This is a genomic window from Streptomyces sp. NPDC020898, from assembly GCF_044333925.1.
GTDB lineage: Bacteria > Actinomycetota > Actinomycetes > Streptomycetales > Streptomycetaceae > Streptomyces.
Map to the genome: position 1 here is coordinate 1,401,670 of NZ_JBIRRV010000001.1, position 16,156 is coordinate 1,417,825.

A 16,156-nucleotide genomic window follows, 5' to 3' on the forward strand; every position below is an offset into this window, starting at 1 on the left:
CCGTCCCGGGCGGGCCTTCCATCACGATCCGGTCTCGGGATGCGGTCCAGGGGTTGATTAACTCCGTTGTAATCGATTCCAATCCTCCGTACATGTCGATGTAATCGATTCCACGAGGAGGTGGGGCGATGGCGAGCATCAAGGACGTCGCCGCCGAGGCGGGCGTGTCCGTCGCCACGGTGTCGCGGGTCCTGAACGACCATCCGTCGGTCAGCGAGGACGCACGCACGCGCGTGCTGACCGCCGTCGCGGCGCTGGGCTACCGCCCGAACGCCGTCGCCCGCTCCCTGCGCACCGACCAGACCCGCACCCTCGGCCTGGTCATCAGCGACGTCATGAACCCCTACTTCACGACCCTGGCCCGCTCGGTCGAGGAGGAGGCCCGCGCCCTCGGCTACAGCGTGATCATCGGCAACGCCGACGAACGCCCCGAGCTCCAGGACCACCACGTACGGACCTTGCTGGACCGCCGTATCGACGGCCTCCTCGTCTCCCCCACCGACGGCGCCTCCCCGCTGATGATGGACACCGTGCGCGGGGGCACCCCGATGGTCTTCGTGGACCGCTGGATCCCGGGCCTGGACGTGCCGGTCGTACGGGCGGACGGGCGCCCCGCGATCCGGGATCTCGTCGCCCACCTGCACGGGCTCGGCCACCGGCGGCTCGCGATCATCGCGGGCCCGGCGGCCACCACCACGGGCAGCGAGCGCGTCGAGGCCTTCAGGGAGGCCCTGGCCGAGTACGGGCTCCCGCTCCCCGACGCCTACATAGGGCAGGGCGACTTCCAGGCCGAGAGCGGGCGCCGCGCGACGGACGCCTTCCTCGACCTGGCCGAGCCCCCCGAGGTCGTCTTCGCGACCGACAACCTGATGGCACTGGGCGCGCTGGACGCCGTACGCGCGCGTGGGATGCGGATTCCGCAGGACATCGCGCTCGCGGCCTTCGACGACATCCCGTGGTTCGTGCACACCGATCCGCCGGTCACGGCCATCGCGCAGCCGACCGGTGAGCTGGGGCGGGCCGCCGTCCGGGCGCTGGTCGACCTGATCGAGGGGCGGCCTCCGCAGTCGGTGACGCTGCCCGCGCGGCTCGTCGTACGGCGGTCCTGCGGTGAGAACCCCGACGGAGCATCCGCCAGGGCCCTCTCCGAGAACTCCACGAACAGGAGCCAGTCTTGAACCCTCCCCCGGCTCAAGCAGGGGGATTCCTGGCTCAGGTTGCCCCGCTGCTCAGCGAACAGCCAGGTCTTACCCCATCAACACCAGCCGGGTTGGAACCAGCCCGGGATCTTGAATCAAGATCAAGGAGACAGCACGTGCTTGGTTCTCGCTACGCGCCGCCTACAGCTTGCCTTTCCCGATCTGCAGGCCGGGGCGTCTTTGGAGGTTCCCGGTGAGCGGCCCGGACGAGTTGCTGCGCATCGAAGGCATACGGAAGTCCTTCCCCGGTGTGGTCGCGCTCGACAGCGTCGACTTCGACCTGCGCCGGGGCGAGGTGCACGTACTGCTCGGTGAGAACGGCGCGGGCAAGAGCACCCTCATCAAGATGCTCTCCGGCGCCTACCGCCCCGATGCCGGCCGGATCCTCGTCGACGGCGAGGAGACCCGGATCCACGGGGCGCAGGATTCCGAGCGCCTCGGGATCGCCACCATCTACCAGGAGTTCAACCTCGTACCCGATCTGACGGTCGCCGAGAACATCTTCCTGGGGCGCCAGCCGCGCCGCTACGGGATGATCGACCGGAAGCGGATGGAGGCCGAGGCCGCCGTACTCCTGGAGCGCGTGGGCGTGAACGTGTCTCCGCGCGCGCGGGTGCGTGAACTCGGTATCGCGCGCCTCCAGATGGTCGAGATCGCGAAGGCGCTGAGCCTGAACGCGCGCGTCCTGATCATGGACGAGCCGACGGCCGTCCTCACCTCCGAGGAGGTCGAGAAGCTGTTCGTGATCGTGCGGCAGCTGCGCGAGGACGGCGTCGGGATCGTCTTCATCACCCATCACCTGGAGGAGATCGCCGCCCTGGGAGACCGGGTGACGGTGATCCGCGACGGCAGGAGCGTCGGGCAGGTGCCCGCCGACACGCCCGAGGACGAGCTCGTACGGCTCATGGTCGGGCGGTCGATCGAACAGCAGTACCCGCGTGAGCGTGCCGATGCCGGGGCTGCCCTGCTGAAGGTCGAGGGGCTCACCCGGGGCGGTGTCTTCCACGACATCGGCTTCGAGGTGCGGGCCGGTGAGGTCGTCGGGATCGCGGGGCTGGTGGGCGCCGGGCGTACGGAGGTCGTGCGCGCGGTGTTCGGCGCCGATCCGTACGACAAGGGGTCCGTGTCCGTCGCGGGCACTGTGGTGCGCGGGAACGATGTCGGTGCCGCCATGGCCGCCGGGATCGGACTCGTGCCCGAGGACCGCAAGGGGCAGGGGCTGGTGCTCGACGCCTCCGTCGAGGAGAACCTCGGCCTGGTCACCCTGCGGGCCGCGACCAGGGGCGGGCTGGTCGACCTCAAGGGGCAGCGGGCCGCCGCCGCGAAGGTCGCCGAGCAGCTGGGCGTACGGATGGCGGGCCTCGGTCAGCATGTGCGCACGCTCTCCGGTGGCAACCAGCAGAAGGTCGTCATCGGCAAGTGGCTGCTCGCGAACACCAAGGTGCTGATTCTCGACGAGCCGACGCGCGGTATCGACGTCGGCGCCAAGGTCGAGATCTACCAGCTGATCAACGAGCTGACGGCCGCCGGTGCCGCCGTACTGATGATCTCCAGCGATCTGCCCGAGGTGCTCGGTATGAGCGACCGGGTGCTGGTGATGGCGCAGGGCCGGATCGCCGGTGAGCTCACGGCCGCCGAGGCCACCCAGGACTCCGTGATGGCACTCGCCGTCAGCACGAACACCTCTGCTGGAACCACTGGAACTACCGGAACTACTGCTGTGGAGGGCTCTCGTGGCCACTGACACGCTCAAGAGAACTACGGGCGCGAGTGGCGCCACGAGCGGCCTGCGCCGCGTGCTGCTCGACAACGGCGCGCTGACCGCGCTCATCGTCCTCGTCATCGCCATGTCGGCGCTGTCCGGCGACTTCCTGACGACGGACAACCTGCTCAACGTGGGCGTCCAGGCGGCCGTGACCGCCGTTCTCGCCTTCGGCGTCACCTTCGTGATCGTCTCGGCGGGCATCGACCTGTCGGTCGGTTCCGTCGCCGCCCTGTCGGCCACCGTCCTTGCCTGGGCGGCGACTTCGGAGGGCGTACCGGTCCCGATAGCGGTCGTCCTGGCTGTCCTCACCGGCATCGCGTGCGGCCTGGTCAACGGCTTCCTGATCTCGTACGGCAAACTGCCGCCGTTCATCGCGACGCTCGCCATGCTGTCGGTGGGGCGCGGGCTGTCGCTGGTGATCTCGCAGGGTTCGCCGATCGCGTTCCCCGACTCGGTCTCGCACCTCGGTGACACGCTGGGCGGCTGGCTGCCGGTACCCGTGCTGGTGATGGTGGCGATGGGCCTCATCACGGCGTTCATTCTCGGGCGTACGTATCTGGGTCGCTCCATGTACGCGATCGGCGGCAACGAGGAGGCGGCCCGGCTGTCCGGGCTGCGGGTGAAGAAGCAGAAGCTGGCGATCTACGCGCTGTCGGGGCTGTTCGCGGCGGCGGCGGGCATCGTGCTCGCGTCGCGGCTGTCCTCCGCGCAGCCGCAGGCCGCGCAGGGGTACGAGCTGGATGCCATCGCGGCAGTGGTCATCGGTGGGGCTTCGCTGGCGGGTGGTACCGGCAAGGCGTCCGGGACGCTGATCGGTGCGCTGATCCTGGCGGTGCTGCGGAACGGCCTCAACCTCCTTTCTGTGTCCGCCTTCTGGCAGCAGGTCGTCATCGGTGTCGTGATCGCGCTGGCGGTGCTGCTCGACACGGTCAGGAGGAAGAGCGGGGCGACGGTGGCTCCGGCCGGGGCGTCCGGTGGTGGCGGCGACCGGCGCAAGCAGGCGTTGACGTACGTACTCGCCGCTGTCGTCGCGACGGCGATCGTGGGCGCCACGTCCCTGCTGCACAGCGGTTCGTCGTCCGCGTCGGCCCAGAAGGTGGGCCTGTCGCTGTCGACGCTGAACAACCCCTTCTTCGTGCAGATCCGGGCCGGTGCCCAGGCCGAGGCCAAGAAGCTCGGCGTGGACCTGACCGTCACGGACGCCCAGAACGACGCCTCCCAGCAGGCCAACCAGCTGGAGAACTTCACCAGTTCGGGCCTCGGGGCGATCATCGTCAACCCGGTGGACTCGGACGCGACGGGCCCGGCGGCGCGGTCGGTCAACAAGTCCGGGATCCCGCTCATCGCGGTCGACCGGTCGGTCAACAACGCGGACACCGCCGCGCTCGTCGCCTCCGACAACACGGCCGGCGGTGTGCTGGCGGCGAAGGCGCTCGCCGAGAAGCTGGGCGGCAACGGCACGATCGTCGTCCTCCAGGGCCAGGCGGGCACCTCCGCCAGCCGGGAGCGCGGCGCCGGATTCGCCGAGGGTCTGAAGGCCTACCCGGGCATCAAAGTCGTCGCCAAGCAGCCCGCCGACTGGGACCGCACCAAGGGCCTCGACGTCATGACCAACCTCCTCCAGGCCAACCCCGACATCACCGGTGTCTTCGCCGAGAACGACGAGATGGCACTCGGCGCGATCAAGGCACTGGGCTCCAAGGCCGGCACGTCGGTCCAGGTGATCGGCTTCGACGGCACGCCCGACGGACTGAAGGCGGTCGCGGACGGTTCGCTGTTCGCGTCGGTCGCCCAGCAGCCCAAGGAACTCGGGAAGATCGCGGTGCAGAACGCGCTGCGGGCCGCCGAGGACAAGGACGTCGAGAAGACGGTGATGGTGCCGGTGAAGGTGGTCACGAAGGAGAACGTGGCGGAGTTCGGCGGCTGAGTTCGGCGGCTGAGCAAGCTGACAGCAGGGAGAGCTGGAAGGGCCGGGCGCCTCTTGTCGAGGCTGCCCGGCCTGCCCCGCCGCCGGACCGGCAGACCGAGCAACTTGTCCGACTGACCGACTGACGGTCGGCCTACCGGTACAACTGACATGTATGGGGAGACTGTTCATGTACGACTACGACCTGCTGGTCGTGGGATCGGCCAACGCCGACCTGGTGATCGGGGTCGAGCGGCGGCCCGCAGCCGGAGAGACGGTGCTCGGTTCCGACCTGGCCGTCCACCCGGGCGGCAAGGGCGCCAACCAGGCTGTCGCCGCCGCCCGGTTGGGAGCCCGTACGGCGCTGCTCGCGCGGGTCGGCAACGACGGCCACGGACGCCTGCTGCTCGACTCGATCCGGGAGGCCGGCGTCGACACGGTGGGCGTCCTGGTCGGCGGGGCGCCGACAGGGGTCGCGCTGATCACGGTGGACCCGTCGGGCGACAACAGCATCGTGGTGTCGCCGGGGGCGAACGGACGGCTGGTGCCCGAGGACATCCGGGCCGCCGGGAGCCTGTTCCAGGCGGCGCGGGTGGTGTCGGCGCAGTTGGAGATTCCGCTGGAGTCGGTCGTGGAGGTCGTACGGAACCTGGCTCCCGAGGGCCGCTTCGTACTGAACCCGTCCCCGCCCCGGCCGCTGCCCCGCGAAGTCCTGGCGGCCTGCGACCCGTTGATCGTGAACGAGCACGAGGCACGGGTGATCGCCGGTGCGGACGCCGAGTTGGGCGACTCGCCGGAGGACTGGGCGAAGGCGCTGCTCGCGCTCGGGCCGCGCTCGGTCGTCATCACGCTGGGCGCACAGGGCGCGCTGGTCGCCGTACGGGCCGGGGAGCGGGTGCGGGTGCCGTCGGTGCCGGTGGAGGCCGTCGACACGACGGGGGCGGGCGACGCGTTCACCGCCGCGCTGGCGTGGCGGCTGGGCACGGGCGAGTCGTTGGCCCAGGCGGCGGCGTACGCGGCCCGGGTGGGCGCGGTCGCGGTGACGCGGGCGGGCGCTCAGGAGTCCTTCCCCACGGCGGCGGAGGTCGAGTCTCTGTGAAGCGGGGCGGAATCCTGAACCGTCATCTCGCGGGCGCGCTGGCCGAGTTGGGCCACGGGGACGGGGTGCTGGTGTGCGACGCCGGTATGCCGATCCCGGCCGGGCCGCGCGTCGTGGACCTGGCGTTCAGGGCCGGGGTGCCGTCCTTCGCGGAGGTGCTCGACGGGTTGCTGACGGAGCTGGTGGTGGAGGGGGCCACAGCGGCGACGGAGGTACGGGGGGCGAATCCGGGGGCTGCGGAGCTGCTGGAGGGGCATTTCCCGGACGCCGACCTGACGCTCGTCCCGCACGAGCGGCTCAAGGAGCTGTCGGCAGGGGCGCGGCTGGTCGTACGGACGGGGGAGGCGCGGCCGTACGCGAATGTGCTGCTGCGGTGCGGGGTCTTTTTCTGAGTCGAGTTCCGAGTCGAGGCGTGTGTGAGGCGCTTCAGCGGGCCGCTCGGGTGAATGTCACATGCGTGACCCCGGTGGGCGAGGACGTGGCCTCGACCTCGTAGTCCTTCTCGATGTCCTCCAGGCCGTCCCAGAGGCGTACGCCCCGGCCCAACAGCACCGGGACCACCACGACGTGCAGGTGGTCGATGAGTCCGGCGGCGAGGAAGTCGCGGACGACGGTGGGGCCGCCGCCGATGCGTACGTCCTGGTCGTCCGCGGCCTTGCGGGCCGTTTCGAGCGCCTCGGCGGGCGACGTGTCGAGGAAGTGGAAGGTCGTGCCGCCCTCCATCTCGATCGGCGGACGCGGGTGGTGGGTGAGGACGAACGTCGGTGTGTGGAAGGGCGGGTTGGGCCCCCACCACCCCTTCCACTCCGGGTCCTCGTGCCAGCCGGGCGGGCCGAACTTCCCGGCGCCCATGATCTCGGCGCCGACCCCGGGTGCGAACTGCTGTGCGAAGGCGTCGTCGATGCCGCCGGTCCCGCCCGGCCGGCCGGTCATCTCGTGCCAGAACCGGGTAGTGAACATCCACTGGTGCAGCCGCTCGCCGGCGTGGCCGAATGGCGCGTCACGGGTCAGCCCCTCGCCGGTGCCGAAGCCGTCGAGCGAGATCGTGAAGTTGTGGACGCGGGCGAGTGACATGGGTGACGCCTCCTTTGTCTCCGCCCCTCCAGTCTCCCCGGACCGCCGGGCCGTGCGCCACCGGAACGGGATACGAGGTAGGCCGGGAACAGCTTCGAGGGGGCCCGGTCCGTCGACCCGGCCCCCTCGGCTTCCCCTCCATATCAGAACCCCCGCGATCCCCCCAGATCCCCCTCCAGAAGCCCTGACGCCTAGTACGACCGGCGAGGTGGGGGGAGGGTTGTACAGGGGGCCAAGATTTTTTCGGCGGCTCCGCGACTCGCGGCTACAACGCCTCGTCGTCGTCCGGCGCCGAGGCGCTAGGCATGAGCCTCGCTCCCCTGCTCTCCGCGACTCGCTTCACGTCCCGCAGAGCCTCGGTGAGCCGGTTGGCGAGGTAGCGCAGCTCGCCGCCGGTGGCGTTCTGCTCCGCGAGGAGTTCGGTGGCGTGGCCCAACAGGTCGCCCGCCATGCCGAGTTGGACGCTCTCGATCTGATCGGCGAGGCGTGAGACGTATCCGCTGCCGTCGCCCACGACGTAGCAGGGGTTGCCTGCCGTGCCGGTCCAGGGCAACAGGCGCCCCGCCAAGGAGTCGTACGGTCGCGCATCGCTCATGCGCTCGCCTCGTGCGCAAGCAGGTAGGGGCGGACGAGTGGACTGTCCTCGCCTCTCAGCGGGCGCTCGCCCGTACGGTGGGTGGTCGGGCCGCCGACGTAGTCGCACGAGTACGGATAGGCGTACGGGCACCGGCGCCGCTTCCCTCCGGCGGGGAGAAGGAGACTCAGGAACGGCTCCAGGAGCCGGGCGATCAGGTTGATCACGTTGGCCTGCTTTCTACTCTGCCGCTCACCTGCGACGACTGCGTTCTGTGGCGATCTCCTCACACAGTGGGGTCAGTGGTGGCTACGCTTCCAGTACCTGAGGGTTGACATCGGGTACGTCAGGAAAGGGAGTTGGCCGCATGGACGAAAACCTCAAGCCTCGTACGCCGCGTGAGAAGTACGGAGAGGAACTGAGGTTGCGGCGCACCGCGGCCTCACTCACGCAGGAGGCACTGGGCGACCAGGTCGTGTGCTCGCCCACACTGATCAGCCACTACGAGGCGGGCCGACGGCTCCCGAAGCCGGATGACGCGCGGCGGATCGACAGGGCGCTGGGAACGGACGGGTTCTTCGCGCGGTGGCTTGAGGATCTGGACAGTAAGTACGACGACTGTTTCGCTGTGGCCGCCGAGTTGGAGCGACAAGCCACGCTGATCCAGCAGTTCGCGCTCACGTTGGTTCCCGGAATGCTCCAGACCCCTGCCTACGCGCGGGCAGTATTCAGCGCGTACCGGCCCAACTACACGCGCGAGGAACTTGACAGGGAAGTCGTCATCCGAACAGAGCGTGCCCGGATTCTGGACGGCCCGTCGAATCCTGTCGTCTGGACGCTCCTCGACGAGACGGTCCTGCGACGCCGGGTCGGCGGCTACCAGGCCATGGCCGAGCAGCTGCACAAGATCGCAGACCTGGCTGAGTCCGGACGGCTGCGCCTGCACGTGTTGCCGCACAGCGTCGGCGCTCATCCACTCCAGCAAAGTCTGCTCACACTCATGAGCTTCGAGGACTCCGCCCCGGTGGCCTACGCCGAAGGCTTCCTCACAGGAAACTTGATGGACGATCCGGCATTGGTGACCGCCAGCCAGACGGCCTACGCTCTTGCGCTGAGCGACGCATTGTCGCAGCAAGAGTCACTGGCCCTCGTCAGGGCGGCAGCGGAGGAACACGCACATGGTCAGCAGTGAGCACACCGTCCTCGACTCGTCCGCCCTCACCGGATGGTTCAAGTCCAGCTACAGCGGCGGCAACCAGGGCGAATGCCTCGAAGTCGCCCGTGGCCACGCCGGTGTACCCGTCCGTGACAGCAAGACCGTCGCCGGTCCTGCCTTGGTGTTCTCGGTGGGTGGCTGGACAGCGTTCGTCGGTTCGGTCAAGGACGGTGGCATCGCCGTCTGAGGTCGGTAACTGATCCCTCATGCTGCCTGCCAAACGGCGAGAGCAGTGGGGAGGTCGACTCCCCGGGTTCTTCCTTGGCTGCGGGTTCCGCGCTTTGCGTGGTGCGTCCGCCCTTCGTACCGCATCCCTTGCTGTTGTCGGGCTGCCGCTACCGCGTTACACCCACGCTCCGGTCCAGAAAGTCGATCACAGCCCTGGCCAGCGCCACGCGATGGTCGGACAGAGAGTGATCTGTCATGAAGACCCGATGTTCGAGACGGGGAACCGGGTACGTCCGGTACGCGGTGACCACGGGTTCATGGTGGATCTGGACCGGGGTCACGTCATCCCGACCTGTACCAACCAGAAGTACTGGCCGATCCGCGAGTCGCGGGGCCAGTCGCGCAAGGCTCCATTCGCTTCCCGCGCTCTCAATCTCCAACACCAGTGCCTCCCCGCTCGTGCCCTGCAGCGGAAGCAACTCACCTTCAAACGCCGTCACGAACGCGGCCCGGACTACGGGGTCCGTCCGGCATCTGGCCCCGACCGCACCGAGGTCGAAGCCCGCGACAGAGGCCACGGCGCACACCTGCGAATCCACGGCGGCGGTCATCAATGCTGCGAAGCCCCCCAGGCTGTGACCTACAACGGCGATCTTCTCCGGGTCCAGCCGATGCTCGGTCACGCTGCCCGCCACCGGCGGCGACCACCTGCCCGTCGCCGCCGGCATCACGCTCGGCTCCTGATCGCGCGTCAGCCGTTCCGCTGCTTCCACTCGGCCTGCGCGGTGTTGAGCTGGTCGGCGAGGTCGTCCAGGAAGTTCTTCGCGCTGGTCTTTCCGAGCATGACCTTCTGGAAGGCGGGTTCGTTGTCGGCCTTGGAGATCGTGTTCCAGTCCGGCAGGTAGTACGGCAGTTGAACAATCGTGGTGGTGGGAGAGTTGAGCGCCTCGGCGGCCAGGCGTGTCGGCTCGGACTTCTCGATCCAGGCGTCCTTGGCCGCCGCGTTGTTGGCCGGGATCAGGCCCGCGGACTCGTTGAACTTGGAGTTCGCCTTGTGGGAGGAGGCGTACTCGATGAACTTCCAGGCGGCCTTCTTCTTGGTGCTGGTCTTGAAGATCGACAGTCCGTCGATCGGGTTGGACACCTGGACGCGCTTGCCGTCCGCGGCCTTCGGGTTCGGAAGGCCGCGGAACTTTCCGGTGCCGAGGGCCTTCACATGGTCCTGGTAGGAGCCCAGGTTGTGGCTGAGCATGCCGATCTGGCCGCTGTCCCACTGGGCGACCATCTGCGTGAAGTTGTTGTTGACGTCGGCAGCCGGCGTCACCTTCTTGTAGAGGGCCGTGTACTTCTCGAGAGCAGCGACGTTCCTCGGATCGTTGACCGTGGTCTTCGTCTCGTCGGCGTTCCAGAAGGACTCGATGCCGCTCTGCCCGTACATCGCGTCCAGGGCCGGGGCGATGGACCCCACGCCGCCGCGAATGGTGTAGCCGAACCGGTTCTTGTCCTTGGACGTGAGGCGGTCCGCCGCCTCGTAGAACTTGTTCCAGGTGGTCGGCGCGTCCAGGCCGGCGGCCTTGAAGAGGTCGGTGCGGTAGTACATGACACCGTTGTTCGCGGACGTCGGGACCATTAACAGCTGAGAGGTGCCGCCCGCCGAGGCCGTCGACTTGAGCATGCTCTCGCTGAGCCCGCCCTCCAGCGGGCTCTCGGCCAGCCGGTCCTGCAGCGGCTCCAGGACGTCCTGCGCGGCGATCCCGGCGAGCATGGCGGCGCCCACGCAGCCGACGTCCGGCAGGCCGCCGGCCTGGATGGCGGTGTCGTACTTCGACTGGGCGTTCTCGGCGGGAACGCCGACGTACTGGACCTTGATGTCGGGGTACTCGTTCTCGAAGTCCCTGATGATCTCCAGCCAGATGTCGCGGCGGACGGCCGTGTTGTTGTCCCAGAAGGTGATCGTCCCCTTGCCGCCGCCCTCCCCACCCGCGATGCCGGAGCCGTTGTCACCGCACGCGGTGGCGGTGAGACCGAGGAGGGCGGTCAGGATGATGGCTGTCGGGGCGGATCGGCGGGTGCCCTTGCGGGTGCGGGAACGCATGATGGGTCCTCTTTTCCTCTGAACAGCCCCTGCCCAGGGCAGATGTCCGTCGCATACGGCATACCGCGTCTCATATATGACATATGAAACGTGGCGAGTTGAAGCTAAAAGCAGATAGGCGATTCGTCAACGCGTCTGACAAAACCCGTGAGTTCGACTTGGACCTGTGGGGCAGAAAATGGCCATGGATCTGTGAGGGAGGGGATGCGGCATATCGGCGAAGCCACCCCCAACTGGCGCGGCACCTGACCCGGGACCAAACACGCCGAAAGCCCGCTGGCGGATCGAGCCCCCTGCTGGACGCGGCGGACGGCCGGCTCGCGCAGGGCGCCGACACGCGGGCGCTGCTCGGGGTGCTCTGCGAGGTGGTGCTGGTGGTGGCGGTGGCCGGTACCGGGGCGGCGCTGTTCCCCGTCCTGCGGCGCCACGGCGAGGGGCTCGCGCTCGGGTACGCCTTCGGGCGGCTGCTGGAGGCGGCCGTCATCGCCCTCGGGATCGTCGCCGTCCTGGCGCTCGTCACCCTGCGGCGGGACGCGGGGGCGGCGGCCGGCGCCGACGTCGCGCTGGCGGCCGTGCACGACTGGACGTTCCTGCTCGGGCCCAACATCACCCTCGGCCTGAACACCGTCCTGCTTGTCACCTGGCGTACCGCGCAGGGCTCGTGCCGCGCTTCATCGCCGTACTCGGGCTGGTCGGCGGGCCGCTGATCTGCGCCTCGGCCGTCGCCGTGATGTTCGGGGCCTACGCGCAGCTCTCCGTGGCGGGGTCGGCCGCCGCGCTCCCGGTGTTCGCCTGGGAGCTGGGGCTGGCCGGGTGGCTGATCGCCAGGGGGTTCGGGCCCGGCTCAGGCGCCGCGTCCCGGGCAGCTGGAGAAGTGACTGATCCGGCAGGTGTCCGTCGGTGAGGCCGACCCGAGCTTGACGGCGGAGCCGTCCGGGGCGACGCGCCGGCGCTGCCCGACCGGGACCGTGTGGGTGTGGCGGCGGCGTTGCGGAGCTTCATCGATCCTACAGGCGGGCAGGAACCGTACGGTTCTCCGGCCACGGTCCTCGATCCGATATTTCCGCGAGGGACGCTCCACCCCCGGGCCGTAAGACAGGTGAGAATGTCTCACTCCGGGTGTACGGGGGCTTTTGTGGATGCCAGGAATCTCTTCGACACCAGAACCACGTCTCGGCTTCTCCGACTTGAGTGGTCGGTCGCCCTTGGTGTCTCCGTCGCCGCCGCTCTGGCGCATCTTTCCGAGATCCGCTGGTGGCTTTTCGTCTCACTGTTCCTCGTCATCGATCTCATCGGGTACATACCGGGCGCCATCGCCTATCGGCGAAGTCCTGGCGGGCGCATCGGGCGCGGTTATTACGTCGCCTACAACCTGATGCACTCGCTGGTCACTTGGGCTGTATTCGCGGGAGTGTGGAGTTGGCTGGTCGGTGCGGAATGGGCGTTGCTCGCGCTGCCGATTCATCTCATGGGCGACCGGGCCGTCTTCGGGAACACCCTGAAACCCTTCGGTGTGTCCTTCGAACCGTCCACCCACCCGGACTTCGACACATTCCAGCAGACATTCCGGCAGACATCTCAGCGGGCTTACGACGAGAAGGAGCGCGATGCCGTCCGCGTTTGATCTGGTGTCGGCCCACGCCGACAATCCCAGTGCTTTTCTCGCCCTCAACAGCGGGAACGAGTTCTTCCTCGACGAGCGGCACGACGGCGTCTGTGCCTTTCGTCCGGCGGGGCGTCATCTCCTCCAGCTCGGCGGCCCCTTTGCCGCCCCCGACGACCGGGCCGGGCTGCTGGACGCCTTCCTCGACCGGGCCGCGGCCTGGCGACGGCGCGTCATCGCCGTACAACTCCAGGCGGAAGACGCCCTGTTGTACTCGTCGCGCGGGTTCACCGTGAATCAGATGGGGGCCTCGTACGCCGTCGATCTGGCGCGGTTCACGCTGCGCGGGTCGCCGTTCGTTCGGCTGCGGAACAAGATCTCGCGGGCCCGGCGTGCGGGGGTGGAGGTGAGCGAGGCCGCCCCCTCAGCCGCTTCGGACGAGCTCGACCTCCTCGACCGTGAATGGCTGCGCGGGAAAGGCAAGCACACCAAAGAGCTTCGGTTTCTCGTCGGGGAGCGCGGCGGGCCCGAGCAGAAGCATCAGCGGGTCTTCACCGGTACCGTCGACGGGCGCATCGTGGGATACATCAGCTACTCCCCCGCCTTCGGCAGCCGTCCGGGCTGGCTGCACGATCTCAGCCGGCGCCGCGCCGACGCCCCGCCCGGGACCATGGAACTCCTCAACTCGACCGCGATCGAGCGGATGACCGGAGAGGGGAGTGAGTGGCTGCACTTCGGATTCACTCCCTTCGTCGGGCTCGATCCGGAACGTGAAGTGCCGGGTGGCAGTGGAATGGTGGCGCGTGTCGTGCGTTTTCTCGGCGAGCACGGGGAGCGGGTTTATCCCGCCGCCGCCCAGCTCGAATACAAGGAGAAATGGGCGCCTCATGTCGTGCTGCCCGAGTACATCGCCTTTCAGGGTGGGGTACGGCCCGGCGCGTTGTGGCGGCTCGGGCGGGCGACCAACGCTCTCTGAATCGCCCCATCACACCATTGCCCCGTTGCCCCATCACCTCCTTACGGAATGGAGTACACCGCGTATGCGTGAGGTAATCGTCCAGGTGGTCGTCGAGGAGCGTACGGCCCGTCAGGCGTACGAGCTGATCTGCGACTTCAGCCGTTATCCCGAGCTGACCGACAAGGTGAACGAGGTCGTCGTGCATCTGCCGGAGGGCGACGGGTCGATCCGGTCGGACTGGACTGTCGTCTTCCGTAACGGGCTGATGCGGTGGAGCGAACGCGACCGGTTCGTCCCGGAGACGCTGACCGTCGAGTTCGAGCAGATCAAGGGCGACTTCGAGGTCTTCCACGGCTCCTGGGTGTGCGAGGAGCGGGAGGAGGACGGCACGGCCGCCACGGTGGTCACCTTCCGGTCCGTGTTCGACCTCGGTATCCCGTCCCTGGCGGAGATCCTCGATCCGGTCGCCGAGAGCACGCTGCGGGACAACATCCTGCGCATCCTCGAAGGGCTCATGGGCAGCGTGACTCCCATGGCCCCCATGGACCTCACCGCCTCCCGGCATGGCTGACCCGGTGTCGTCCCTGGCAACGCGACCGGGTGTCGCCCAATGTCTCGACCTGTACGCCAAGTTGGCGTCCGGAGTGTGTGTCGTGACCACCCGGGGTGCCGACGGCCGGCCGGTCTGCGCGACCGTCTCCTCGGCGGCGGCCGTCTCCGCCTCCCCGCCCCTGATGTCGCTCTGTCTGGCCAACGGTTCCCGTACCCTCGCCGCGCTCCGCCACCGCGGCTCCTTCGCCCTCCACGTCCTCGACGAACGGCACCGCCCCTGGGCCGAGCGCTGCGCCGACCCCCTCGCCACCGCCGCCGACCGCTTCGGCGAGGAGCACGCTGACAACACCGAGTACGTCCACGGCGTCCCCGTCCGCACCGACGCCCTCGCCTGGTCCGTCTGCGCGGTGACGGACATACGGCCCTACGGCGACCACCACCTCGTCGTCGGCGAGGTGCTCGCCGCCCACACCGGCACCGGCCATCCGCTGCTCTGGTACGACCGCGGTTTCCATGGGCAGGGGGGCGAGGCGTTCCATGGGTGAGCGGCAGTCGCACGACGCCCCCTTGGACGTACCCGTCACGGTGGCTCCGCCCTGGCGTGGCGGGCGCCCCGAGGATCATCAACTCCCTTCTCTACGGGGCCTGGTGAGCGCCGATTTCACCGTCGTCGGCGCCGGTCTGGCCGGCCTCTCCACCGCCTACCACCTGCTGCGGTACGCACCCGGAGCCGATGTCGCCGTCGTCGACGCGGGCCATCCCGCCGCCGGCGCCAGCGGCCACGGCACCGGACTCCTCGGCCCCCGGGCCGGTCCGCCCGTCGACCGCGCGATCCGCCGCCACGGCCCGGACACGGCCCGTCGTATGCACCGGGCCAGTGAGGACGCGGTGGCCGGCGCCCTGGAACTGTGCCGCACCCTGGACGTGCCCGTACGCACCGGCGAGCAGCTGGTCGTCGCCCGCTCACCGCAGGGACTCGCCCGGCTGTCGGGACAGGCGGCGGCCTACCGCGCCCTCGGCCTGGACGTACCGCCGTTGTCGGCGGCCGCGGTGCGCGAGCGGATCGACGTGCCCTGCCAGGCCGGGCTGCTCCACCGGCAGGCGGCCACTCTGGACCCCGCCCTGCTCACCGCCGCCCTCGCCCGTGCCTGCGTGGCCGGCGGGGCGCGACTGTACGGGCGGTCCCCTGTCGTCGGTTGGCACGCCACCGGCACCGGCGGCGCCCGGCTGCTCTTCCCGCGCGGTGAACTCCGTACCGGCGCCGGGGTGTTCGCCGTCAACGGCGGGGCCGGGGCACTCGGTCTCCCGGTGGGCACGGTGGCCCCGCTGGAGGTGCACGCCATCGCCACCGAGCCGCTGAAACCGGCGGTGCGCGAGGCGCTCGGGGAGGCGTCGGGGGCCGCGCTGATCGACGCGGCGCGGCTGGCCCCGTACTTCCGGCTGACACCGGACGGGCGTCTGGTGCTGGGCGGCGGGCGGGCCTCGCTGCCGGATCCGGGGGATGAGACGGGCGGGGCGAGGGCTCGGCGGGACGAGGAGAGGCGCCGGGCGACCTGGGGGTGGCTGGCGGAGCGGATGCGGGGCCTGCACCCGCTCCTCGCCGACGCCACCGTCACCCATCACTGGACCGGCCGTATCGGCGTCACCCTCGACGACCTGCCCGTCGTGGGGCCGCTCTCCGGGGCCCCGGGGATGTGGTTCATCGGCGGCTGCTGCGGTCACGGGCTGGCCCTGTCCGTCGCCCACGGGGCGTATGTGGCACGGCAGTTGGCCGGAGACGGGCCGGAGGGGCGCGAGGGGAACGGGGAGCTGCCCTGGCACCGTTCCACCGGGCCCCGGATGCCGCTCGGCGGACCGGGGCGGTGGCTCCTGCGCGGCTATCTGGACCGGCTGGACCGCGGGGTGCGGCGTGGGCACTGACACTGGCGTCCGAGTCGCCACCCGAAT

At 69.4% G+C, this 16,156-nt stretch carries 18 protein-coding genes and 1 pseudogene; 13 read left to right on the forward strand and 6 right to left on the reverse strand.

Annotated elements, in window-relative coordinates; translation table 11 throughout:
- Nucleotides 1–128 precede the first annotated feature (128 nt).
- From ACH4TV_RS06105 to rbsD, 5 genes are all read left to right on the forward strand, one after another.
- The gene (locus tag ACH4TV_RS06105; RefSeq protein ID WP_398394652.1) at nucleotides 129–1,178 is read left to right on the forward strand and encodes a LacI family DNA-binding transcriptional regulator; all 1,050 of its coding nucleotides are present in this window, start codon (nucleotides 129–131) and stop codon (nucleotides 1,176–1,178) included.
- Nucleotides 1,179–1,392: 214 nt separating this feature from the next.
- Nucleotides 1,393–2,943, forward strand: a complete 1,551-nt coding sequence (locus ACH4TV_RS06110) for a sugar ABC transporter ATP-binding protein (protein WP_398394654.1) — start codon at nucleotides 1,393–1,395, stop codon at nucleotides 2,941–2,943.
- Nucleotides 2,933–4,891, forward strand: a complete 1,959-nt coding sequence (locus ACH4TV_RS06115) for a substrate-binding domain-containing protein (RefSeq protein WP_398394656.1) — start codon at nucleotides 2,933–2,935, stop codon at nucleotides 4,889–4,891. Before ACH4TV_RS06110 ends, ACH4TV_RS06115 begins: the two co-directional genes overlap by 11 nt.
- A 169-nt stretch (nucleotides 4,892–5,060) precedes the next feature.
- The gene (locus tag ACH4TV_RS06120; protein WP_398395388.1) at nucleotides 5,061–5,969 is read left to right on the forward strand and encodes a ribokinase; all 909 of its coding nucleotides are present in this window, start codon (nucleotides 5,061–5,063) and stop codon (nucleotides 5,967–5,969) included.
- The gene (gene rbsD / locus ACH4TV_RS06125; RefSeq protein WP_398394658.1) at nucleotides 5,966–6,361 is read left to right on the forward strand and encodes a D-ribose pyranase; all 396 of its coding nucleotides are present in this window, start codon (nucleotides 5,966–5,968) and stop codon (nucleotides 6,359–6,361) included. The genes ACH4TV_RS06120 and rbsD overlap by 4 nt, the downstream gene beginning before the upstream one ends.
- A gap of 34 nt (nucleotides 6,362–6,395) precedes the next feature.
- On the opposite strand, the gene ACH4TV_RS06130 is transcribed toward rbsD, so the two are convergent.
- The 3 genes from ACH4TV_RS06130 to ACH4TV_RS06140 all read right to left on the reverse strand — a co-directional run bounded on the left by ACH4TV_RS06130 (nucleotide 6,396) and on the right by ACH4TV_RS06140 (nucleotide 7,844).
- Entirely contained in the window at nucleotides 6,396–7,043 is a 648-nt protein-coding gene (locus tag ACH4TV_RS06130) for a dihydrofolate reductase family protein (protein WP_398394660.1), read from the reverse strand.
- Nucleotides 7,044–7,308: 265 nt separating this feature from the next.
- Nucleotides 7,309–7,638 carry a hypothetical protein gene (locus tag ACH4TV_RS06135; RefSeq protein WP_398394662.1) on the reverse strand — a complete coding sequence of 110 codons (330 nt, stop codon included), beginning with the start codon at nucleotides 7,636–7,638 and terminating at the stop codon, nucleotides 7,309–7,311.
- A complete protein-coding gene (locus ACH4TV_RS06140) occupies nucleotides 7,635–7,844 on the reverse strand; it encodes a hypothetical protein (protein ID WP_398394664.1) in 210 nt (69 codons plus the stop codon). Before ACH4TV_RS06140 ends, ACH4TV_RS06135 begins: the two co-directional genes overlap by 4 nt.
- Nucleotides 7,845–7,984: 140 nt before the next feature.
- Between ACH4TV_RS06140 and ACH4TV_RS06145 the strand changes: the two genes are divergently transcribed.
- Nucleotides 7,985–8,809, forward strand: a complete 825-nt coding sequence (locus ACH4TV_RS06145) for a Scr1 family TA system antitoxin-like transcriptional regulator (protein WP_398394666.1) — start codon at nucleotides 7,985–7,987, stop codon at nucleotides 8,807–8,809.
- Nucleotides 8,796–9,020, forward strand: coding sequence for a DUF397 domain-containing protein (locus ACH4TV_RS06150; RefSeq protein ID WP_398394668.1), 225 nt, complete (start codon nucleotides 8,796–8,798; stop codon nucleotides 9,018–9,020). Before ACH4TV_RS06145 ends, ACH4TV_RS06150 begins: the two co-directional genes overlap by 14 nt.
- Nucleotides 9,021–9,168: 148 nt before the next feature.
- On the opposite strand, the gene ACH4TV_RS06155 is transcribed toward ACH4TV_RS06150, so the two are convergent.
- Together ACH4TV_RS06155 and ACH4TV_RS06160 are read right to left on the reverse strand one after the other, a co-directional pair.
- Nucleotides 9,169–9,774, reverse strand: a complete 606-nt coding sequence (locus tag ACH4TV_RS06155) for an alpha/beta hydrolase family protein (protein WP_398394670.1) — start codon at nucleotides 9,772–9,774, stop codon at nucleotides 9,169–9,171.
- Nucleotides 9,753–11,096, reverse strand: coding sequence for an ABC transporter substrate-binding protein (locus ACH4TV_RS06160; RefSeq protein WP_398394672.1), 1,344 nt, complete (start codon nucleotides 11,094–11,096; stop codon nucleotides 9,753–9,755). The genes ACH4TV_RS06155 and ACH4TV_RS06160 overlap by 22 nt, the downstream gene beginning before the upstream one ends.
- Nucleotides 11,097–11,179: 83 nt before the next feature.
- On the opposite strand from ACH4TV_RS06160, the pseudogene ACH4TV_RS06165 reads away from it, so the two are divergent.
- Nucleotides 11,180–12,000, forward strand: a pseudogene (locus tag ACH4TV_RS06165) (DUF4386 domain-containing protein).
- Here the strand turns inward: ACH4TV_RS06165 and ACH4TV_RS06170 are convergent.
- The gene (locus ACH4TV_RS06170) at nucleotides 11,941–12,333 is read right to left on the reverse strand and encodes a DUF6083 domain-containing protein (RefSeq protein WP_398394674.1); all 393 of its coding nucleotides are present in this window, start codon (nucleotides 12,331–12,333) and stop codon (nucleotides 11,941–11,943) included. The pseudogene ACH4TV_RS06165 and the gene ACH4TV_RS06170 overlap by 60 nt on opposite strands.
- On the opposite strand from ACH4TV_RS06170, the gene ACH4TV_RS06175 reads away from it, so the two are divergent.
- The 5 genes from ACH4TV_RS06175 (at nucleotide 12,232) to ACH4TV_RS06195 (ending at nucleotide 16,129) form a co-directional block, all read left to right on the forward strand.
- Nucleotides 12,232–12,720 (forward strand): hypothetical protein, encoded by a 489-nt coding sequence (locus ACH4TV_RS06175; RefSeq protein ID WP_398394676.1) that lies wholly within the window; start codon nucleotides 12,232–12,234, stop codon nucleotides 12,718–12,720. The two genes, ACH4TV_RS06170 and ACH4TV_RS06175, sit on opposite strands and share 102 nt — an antisense overlap.
- On the forward strand, nucleotides 12,704–13,675 hold the full coding sequence (locus tag ACH4TV_RS06180; RefSeq protein ID WP_398394678.1) for a bifunctional lysylphosphatidylglycerol flippase/synthetase MprF: 972 nt from the start codon (nucleotides 12,704–12,706) through the stop codon (nucleotides 13,673–13,675). Before ACH4TV_RS06175 ends, ACH4TV_RS06180 begins: the two co-directional genes overlap by 17 nt.
- A 64-nt stretch (nucleotides 13,676–13,739) precedes the next feature.
- Nucleotides 13,740–14,228, forward strand: a complete 489-nt coding sequence (locus ACH4TV_RS06185; protein WP_398394679.1) for an SRPBCC family protein — start codon at nucleotides 13,740–13,742, stop codon at nucleotides 14,226–14,228.
- On the forward strand, nucleotides 14,221–14,754 hold the full coding sequence (locus ACH4TV_RS06190) for a flavin reductase family protein (RefSeq protein WP_398394681.1): 534 nt from the start codon (nucleotides 14,221–14,223) through the stop codon (nucleotides 14,752–14,754). Before ACH4TV_RS06185 ends, ACH4TV_RS06190 begins: the two co-directional genes overlap by 8 nt.
- Complete coding sequence (locus ACH4TV_RS06195; RefSeq protein WP_398394683.1) at nucleotides 14,747–16,129, forward strand: NAD(P)/FAD-dependent oxidoreductase; 1,383 nt, start codon at nucleotides 14,747–14,749, stop codon at nucleotides 16,127–16,129. The genes ACH4TV_RS06190 and ACH4TV_RS06195 overlap by 8 nt, the downstream gene beginning before the upstream one ends.
- Nucleotides 16,130–16,156 lie beyond the last annotated feature (27 nt).

What these genes read in the sequence shown, in the direction of transcription:
- ACH4TV_RS06105 (WP_398394652.1), top strand. Translation starts at nt 129, where the DNA reads ATGGCGAGCATCAAGGACGTCGCCGCCGAGGCGGGCGTGTCCGTCGCC.
- ACH4TV_RS06120 (WP_398395388.1), top strand. Translation starts at nt 5,061, where the DNA reads ATGTACGACTACGACCTGCTGGTCGTGGGATCGGCCAACGCCGACCTG.
- ACH4TV_RS06130 (WP_398394660.1), bottom strand. Translation starts at nt 7,043, where the DNA reads ATGTCACTCGCCCGCGTCCACAACTTCACGATCTCGCTCGACGGCTTC.
- ACH4TV_RS06135 (WP_398394662.1), bottom strand. Translation starts at nt 7,638, where the DNA reads ATGAGCGATGCGCGACCGTACGACTCCTTGGCGGGGCGCCTGTTGCCC.
- ACH4TV_RS06145 (WP_398394666.1), top strand. Translation starts at nt 7,985, where the DNA reads ATGGACGAAAACCTCAAGCCTCGTACGCCGCGTGAGAAGTACGGAGAG.
- ACH4TV_RS06150 (WP_398394668.1), top strand. Translation starts at nt 8,796, where the DNA reads ATGGTCAGCAGTGAGCACACCGTCCTCGACTCGTCCGCCCTCACCGGA.
- ACH4TV_RS06160 (WP_398394672.1), bottom strand. Translation starts at nt 11,096, where the DNA reads ATGCGTTCCCGCACCCGCAAGGGCACCCGCCGATCCGCCCCGACAGCC.
- ACH4TV_RS06170 (WP_398394674.1), bottom strand. Translation starts at nt 12,333, where the DNA reads ATGCGCCAGAGCGGCGGCGACGGAGACACCAAGGGCGACCGACCACTC.
- ACH4TV_RS06180 (WP_398394678.1), top strand. Translation starts at nt 12,704, where the DNA reads ATGCCGTCCGCGTTTGATCTGGTGTCGGCCCACGCCGACAATCCCAGT.
- ACH4TV_RS06185 (WP_398394679.1), top strand. Translation starts at nt 13,740, where the DNA reads ATGCGTGAGGTAATCGTCCAGGTGGTCGTCGAGGAGCGTACGGCCCGT.
- ACH4TV_RS06190 (WP_398394681.1), top strand. Translation starts at nt 14,221, where the DNA reads ATGGCTGACCCGGTGTCGTCCCTGGCAACGCGACCGGGTGTCGCCCAA.
- ACH4TV_RS06195 (WP_398394683.1), top strand. Translation starts at nt 14,747, where the DNA reads ATGGGTGAGCGGCAGTCGCACGACGCCCCCTTGGACGTACCCGTCACG.